Raw genomic sequence first — 3,717 nt, 5'->3', positions numbered from 1 at the left:
GTAGCCCATGCCGATGGGCTTCTTGACCGAGGGGCCCATGGTGCCGCTCGTCACCTCGCCCACTCGCTGCCCGTCCTTCAGGAGGGGGTAGCCATGGCGGGGAATGCCGCTGCCCGTCAGCTCGAAGCCCACCAGCTTGCGCTTCACCCCGGCGGCCTTCTGCTTCTCCAGGGCCTCCTTGCCGATGAAGCCCCCCGCCTTGTCGAGCTTGACGATCCAGCCCAGGCCCGCCTCCAGCGCGGTGTGCGTGTCGTCAATGTCATTGCCGTAGAGCGCGTACTTCATCTCCGTGCGCAGGCTGTCGCGAGCCCCCAGGCCACACGGCTTCACGCCGTCCGCCTGGCCCTCCTGCAGGAGCGCGTTCCACAGCCTCTCAGCGTCGTTCGCGGCGCAGTACAGCTCAAAGCCGTCCTCGCCGGTGTACCCGGTGCGGGAGATGATGGACTTCACGCCCGCCACCTCGCCCTCGGTGAAGCGGTAGGTGCCCACCTTGGACAGGTCGGCCTTCGTGAGGCGCTGCACCAGGCCGACCGCCTTGGGGCCCTGCACGGCGATCTGCGCGAACTCGTCACCCCGGTCCACGGGCTTCACGCCCTGGGCGCGCTCGCTCATCCACGCGAAGTCCTTCTCTCGGTTGGAGGAGTTGACGCAGATGAAGATGCGCTCGGGGGAGAAGCGGTAGGCGACCACGTCGTCTACGAAGGCCCCCTGCTCGTTGAGCAGCCCCGCATAGACGGCCTGCCCGTCCGCGCACCGGGCGAGATCATTGGAGATCAGCCGGTTGGCCGCCTCGAGGGCGCCGGGTCCCCGGAACTCCACCTCCCCCATGTGGGAGACGTCGAACAGGCCCACGGCGGTGCGCACGGTCTCGTGCTCGGCGATGACAGAGGAGTACTGCACCGGCATGTCCCAACCCACGAAGTCGACCATCCGAGCGCCCAACTTGCGGTGGGCCTCGTTGAGGGGCGTGCGCCGGGCCATGGTGTTCTCCTCTAGAGCGGTGGGGAAAAGCGGGCGGACTATAGCCGTGCACCTCTTCCAATCAAGGCATTCGGGAACGGTCTACACTGGGGCAGCCATGAAGATTCGTAATCGATTGAATCCGTCCAACCCTTGTTTCTCCTTCGAGTTCTTCCCGCCGAAGACCGATGAGGGCACGGCGAACCTGCTGAAGACGCTGGAGGAGCTGGCGCCGCTGGAGCCCGGCTTCGTCTCGGTGACGTATGGGGCGGGGGGCAGCACGAGAGACAGGACGGTGGAGCTGGTGACCCGAATCAAGCAGAGCACCGGCATCGAGGCCATGGCCCACCTCACGTGCGTGGGCCACACCCGGGAGGAGCTGCGCGAGGTCCTCGGGCGGCTGGCGGAGGCGAAGATCGACAATGTGCTGCCGCTGCGCGGCGATCCCCCCCAGGGGCAGAAGGAGTTCATCCCCGCAGAGGGGGGCTTCAGCCATGCCTCAGAGCTGGTGCAGTTCATCCGGGACGAGGATTTCAACTTCTGCCTGGGCGGGGCGTGCTATCCCGAGGGCCACGTGGAGACGGCCTCGCGCGATGACGATCTGCGTCACCTCAAGGCCAAGGTGGATGCGGGGCTGGACTTCCTGATCACCCAGCTGTTCTTCGACAACGCGTTCTACTTCGACTTCGTGGAGCGGGCCCGCCGCGCGGGCATCAACATCCCCATCGTCCCTGGGATCATGCCCATCACCAACTACGAGCAGGTGCAGCGCTTCACCCGCATGTGCGGCGCCACGGTGCCCATGAGGCTGGGCCTGCAGCTCGAGCGCATCAAGGACCAGCCGGAGGCCGTGGTGCAGCTCGGGGTGGCTCACGCCACGGTGCAGTGCATGGAGCTGCTGGCCCGCGGCGTGCCGGGCATCCACTTCTACACGCTCAACAAGTCCCCTGCGACGCGAATGATCGTGGGTGCGCTGAGGGCCCGCTCATGAGCGGCCCCGGGCTCAACCTGCCCAAGGACGATCCGCGCTACCAGGCCCTGAGCATGGTCCGGGCGCCCGCCTTCCTGCTGCTGTGCGTGGGGACGCTGAACCTCGTGCTCTGCGTCACGATCCTGGCGCTGGCGGGCCTGATTGCTTCCGGGGCGATGACGCTGGCACCGGAGTGGTCAGCCTCGCTGAAGGAGTACTCGCTGGTGGACTTCGTGCTCCCCGCCGTGGCCGCCATCATCTGCGGAGTGCTGTCCGTGTGGGGCGCGCTGAGCGCACTGAGCCTGCGCGGCTGGGGCCTGGCCATCGTGGGCGCTGTCACCGCGTCCTTCTGCCTGTCTCCCACGGTCTGCGTCGGCATCCCCGCGACGTGCTGGCTGCTCTTCATCCTCAGCCGGCCGGACGTCCGCAAGGCCTTCGGGAATTGAGGGCTCAGGCGCGGCGCGGCAGCTGAACGGTGAAGGTCGTCCCCTCGGCCTCCGTGGACCGGACCGACACCGTCCCTCCATGCGCCCGGACGATCTGCTCGACGATGTAGAGCCCCAGCCCCACGCTGCGGCCCGAGCGCTCTCCTTCGTGAGGCCCCTGCTTCATCGCCTCGAAGAGGTGAGGAAGCAGCTCTTCCGGAATGGGGCGACCGAGGTTGTGCACCTGGAACAGCACGGACTGCGGCTCGGACCACGTGCTCACCCGCACCGGTGTGCCCGGCGGGCTGTACCGAAGCGCGTTCGTAACGAGGTTGCTGACCACCTGGGCCAGCCGGTCCGGATCCCACTCCCCTTGCCCATCCCCGCTGTGGCTCACCTGCAGGTCCCGCTCGGGCCACGCGGCCTGAGTCTCCTCCAGCACCTGCCGCATCAGCTCGCAGGTCTTGACGGGCCGGCGCTGGATCCGGATGCCCCCGCCCAGCCGGGCCTGGGTGAAGTCCAGCAGATCCGCGATCAGCCGGGTGGCGCGCTCCGCGCTGGAGAGGATGCGTGAGGCGCCCTTGAAGGCCCGCTCCCCCAGCCCCTCCTGCTTGAGCAGCATCTGGACGGACATGAGGATGGCGCTCACGGGGTTGCGCAGATCGTGGCTGACGATGCCGATGAGCTGCTGCTCGAACTCGGCTTGGCGCCGCGCCTGCTGCTCAAGCGCCTCGGCCCGCTGGCGGGCTCGGACGAGCTCCGTCACATCCACCGCATGGGTGAGCAGCCCGTCCATGCGGCCCTGTGCGTCCTGGAGCGGCTGGTAGACGAGGTTCAGGAAGGCCTCCTCCAGCGTGCCATCTCCCCGGCGATCCACGGACACCGGGTACTCGTGGCCCACGAAGGGCTTTCCCGTCTTCACCACCCGGCAGAGCACGTCCACGAACCCAGGCTGCCGCGCCAGCTCCGGGAGCGCCTCTGCCAGGGGCTTGCCCACCAGCCCGGTGCGCCCGGAGAACTTCTCATAGAGCGGGTTGGTGAACTCGAAGACGAGGTCCGGGCCGCGCAGGATGGCGATGGCCGCCGGGGCCTGGGTCACCAGGGCGTGCAGGCGGGCGCGCTCGGTCTCCGCGTCCGCCCGAGCCTCCTTCTCGCGGGCCAGCAGCCGGGCGTTCTGGATGGCCTGGCTCGCCCGGTCCGCCAGCTCCTCGATGAACACCAGATCCGTCGGGCAAAAAGGCGGCTCCGCGCCCTCACGAGACACCTGCAGCGTGCCGATGACCCGCCCGTAGATCCGGAGCGGCACGACCATCATGCTGCTAGGCGTGAAGCGGTCCGCATAGGCCCTGTGCGCCGCGGGGA

General features: G+C 68.3%; 4 protein-coding genes. 2 read left to right on the top strand and 2 right to left on the bottom strand.

Annotation, left to right across the window (positions count from 1 at the left end; translation table 11 throughout):
- Window positions 1-981, bottom strand: a 981-nt coding sequence (gene gcvT / locus VD972_RS14930; protein ID WP_324987196.1) for a glycine cleavage system aminomethyltransferase GcvT, incomplete at its 3' end; no start/stop codon positions are given.
- 97 nt (window positions 982-1,078) lie between these two features.
- Here gcvT and metF point away from each other — a divergent pair.
- Window positions 1,079-1,951 (top strand): methylenetetrahydrofolate reductase [NAD(P)H], encoded by an 873-nt coding sequence (gene metF, locus VD972_RS14925; RefSeq protein ID WP_324987192.1) that lies wholly within the window; start codon window positions 1,079-1,081, stop codon window positions 1,949-1,951.
- Complete coding sequence (locus VD972_RS14920) at window positions 1,948-2,376, top strand: hypothetical protein (RefSeq protein WP_324987189.1); 429 nt, start codon at window positions 1,948-1,950, stop codon at window positions 2,374-2,376. The genes metF and VD972_RS14920 overlap by 4 nt, the downstream gene beginning before the upstream one ends.
- Before the next feature lie 4 nt (window positions 2,377-2,380).
- Here VD972_RS14920 and VD972_RS14915 read toward each other — a convergent pair.
- Window positions 2,381-3,717, bottom strand: a 1,337-nt coding sequence (locus VD972_RS14915) for an ATP-binding protein (protein WP_324987186.1), incomplete at its 5' end; no start/stop codon positions are given.

Source organism: Hyalangium sp., from assembly GCF_035629615.1.
GTDB lineage: Bacteria > Myxococcota > Myxococcia > Myxococcales > Myxococcaceae > Hyalangium.
The sequence above is the reverse complement of the archived record's forward strand: the minus strand, read 5'-3'. Positions and strand labels throughout refer to the sequence as shown.

Coding starts and splice junctions, on each gene's coding strand:
- metF (WP_324987192.1), top strand. CDS start 1,079: ATGAAGATTCGTAATCGATTGAATCCGTCCAACCCTTGTTTCTCCTTC.
- VD972_RS14920 (WP_324987189.1), top strand. CDS start 1,948: ATGAGCGGCCCCGGGCTCAACCTGCCCAAGGACGATCCGCGCTACCAG.